This window comes from Streptomyces sp. NH27, assembly GCF_056859195.1.
Window position 1 is genome coordinate 1 of sequence record NZ_JACEGK010000925.1, and the last position, 1,434, is coordinate 1,434.

Consider the following 1,434-nt stretch of genomic DNA (forward strand, 5'->3'; position numbering starts at 1 on the left):
GTGGACGGGGCGCACATCCTCGTAGCCGCGCAGGGCCAGCTCGTCGGCCGCGTCTTCCACCAGCGCGCGGAAACCTCCCAGCAGGAGCAGCGCAAGGTCGGCACCGGAGCGAGACATGGCAGAAGGGTACGGCAGGGGGTCTGGACATCGACAACCTGGTTGGCTAACGTTTGGACAACATGGTTGTCGAGTTAGGGGAGACGATGAACGTCATACCGGCCGGTGCCACGCTTCCGGGGATCACCCACCACCGCGTCGAGGTGAACGGCACCACGCTGCACCACGTGGCGGCGGGAACCGGCGGGACTCCGATCCTGCTGGTCCACGGGTTTCCCGAGACCTGGTGGGCCTTTCACAAGCTCATTCCGCTGCTCGCCGCGCGCCATCGTGTCTTCGCCGTCGATCTGCGCGGCTTCGGCGACTCCGGCAACGGGCCGGGCGAGTACGACAGCGCCACCTCGGCCGAGGACCTGCACCTTCTGATCGAACAGCTCGACGTCGGCCCGGTCCACCTCACCGGACAGGACATCAGCGGAGCGACCGTCTTCCGGCTCGCGACCACACACCCGCAGGACGTGCGCAGCTTCATCGCGATCGAGACGGGACTGCCCGGGTTCGGCATGGAGGCGCTGGCCGACATCACCCACGGTGGCGCCTGGTACATCGGTGCTCTCGCCGCGCCCGGCATTCCCGAGATGCTGCTGACCGGTCGCGAGCGCGAGTTCCTGGGACAGTTCGCGTTCTCGGCCACGGGCGCGACCCCGGATGCGAGCACGGACAAGGGCACGGATACGGGCGCGGATACGAGTACGGATACGAGTACCGCCGCCGACATCGACGAATTCGTCCGTAGCTACGGGCGGCCCGACGGCTGGCGAGGAGCGATCGGCCTCTACCGTTCGATGCTGCGCGAGGGTGCCGAGATCAAGGCTCTCGCCGATGCGCCGGGGCTGACCGTACCTGTGCTCGCGGTCGGCGCCGGCGGACGCTCCTTCACGGCCGTCACCATGACGCAGGCCGCGGCGGCGACCGAGGTCAGCTCGGTATCTCTGGACGGGGCCGGCCACTATGCCGCGATGACGGCTCCCGACGAACTGGCGAAGGCCGTTCTTGAGTTCACCGGACGCATCGACGCGGCCTGACCTCCCACCGCCCGGCCTCCCACCGCCCTGCCGCCTGGCGACCTCACCGCCGGACGGCCTCACCGCCGGACCGGCCCTACGCGCCCGCCGTGAGGGACTTGAACTCGGCGAGCGATTCGTCGATGACGTCGGCGAGTTCGCGTGGCTGGTCCGTCTCGGCGACCCACCGCTCGAAGGCGACCCGGAAGACGGCGGTGCCCGCTTCGGCGGCGAGGCTCGCGGCGGGCTCCGCTACGCCGCGGCCCCGCAGGGTCTGCGTGAGAGCCGAAGAGAGCGATGCGAGCTTGACGAG

General features: G+C 69.5%; 1 protein-coding gene and 1 pseudogene. One reads left to right on the top strand and one right to left on the bottom strand.

From position 1 onward, the window contains the following. Nucleotides 1-179: 179 nt before the first annotated feature. A complete protein-coding gene (locus AC13HU_RS37130; RefSeq protein ID WP_483046408.1) occupies nt 180-1,142 on the top strand; it encodes an alpha/beta fold hydrolase in 963 nt (320 codons plus the stop codon). Nucleotides 1,143-1,218: 76 nt separating this feature from the next. Here AC13HU_RS37130 and AC13HU_RS37135 read toward each other — a convergent pair. Further along, nucleotides 1,219-1,434, bottom strand: a pseudogene (locus tag AC13HU_RS37135) (TetR family transcriptional regulator); the annotation flags it as partial.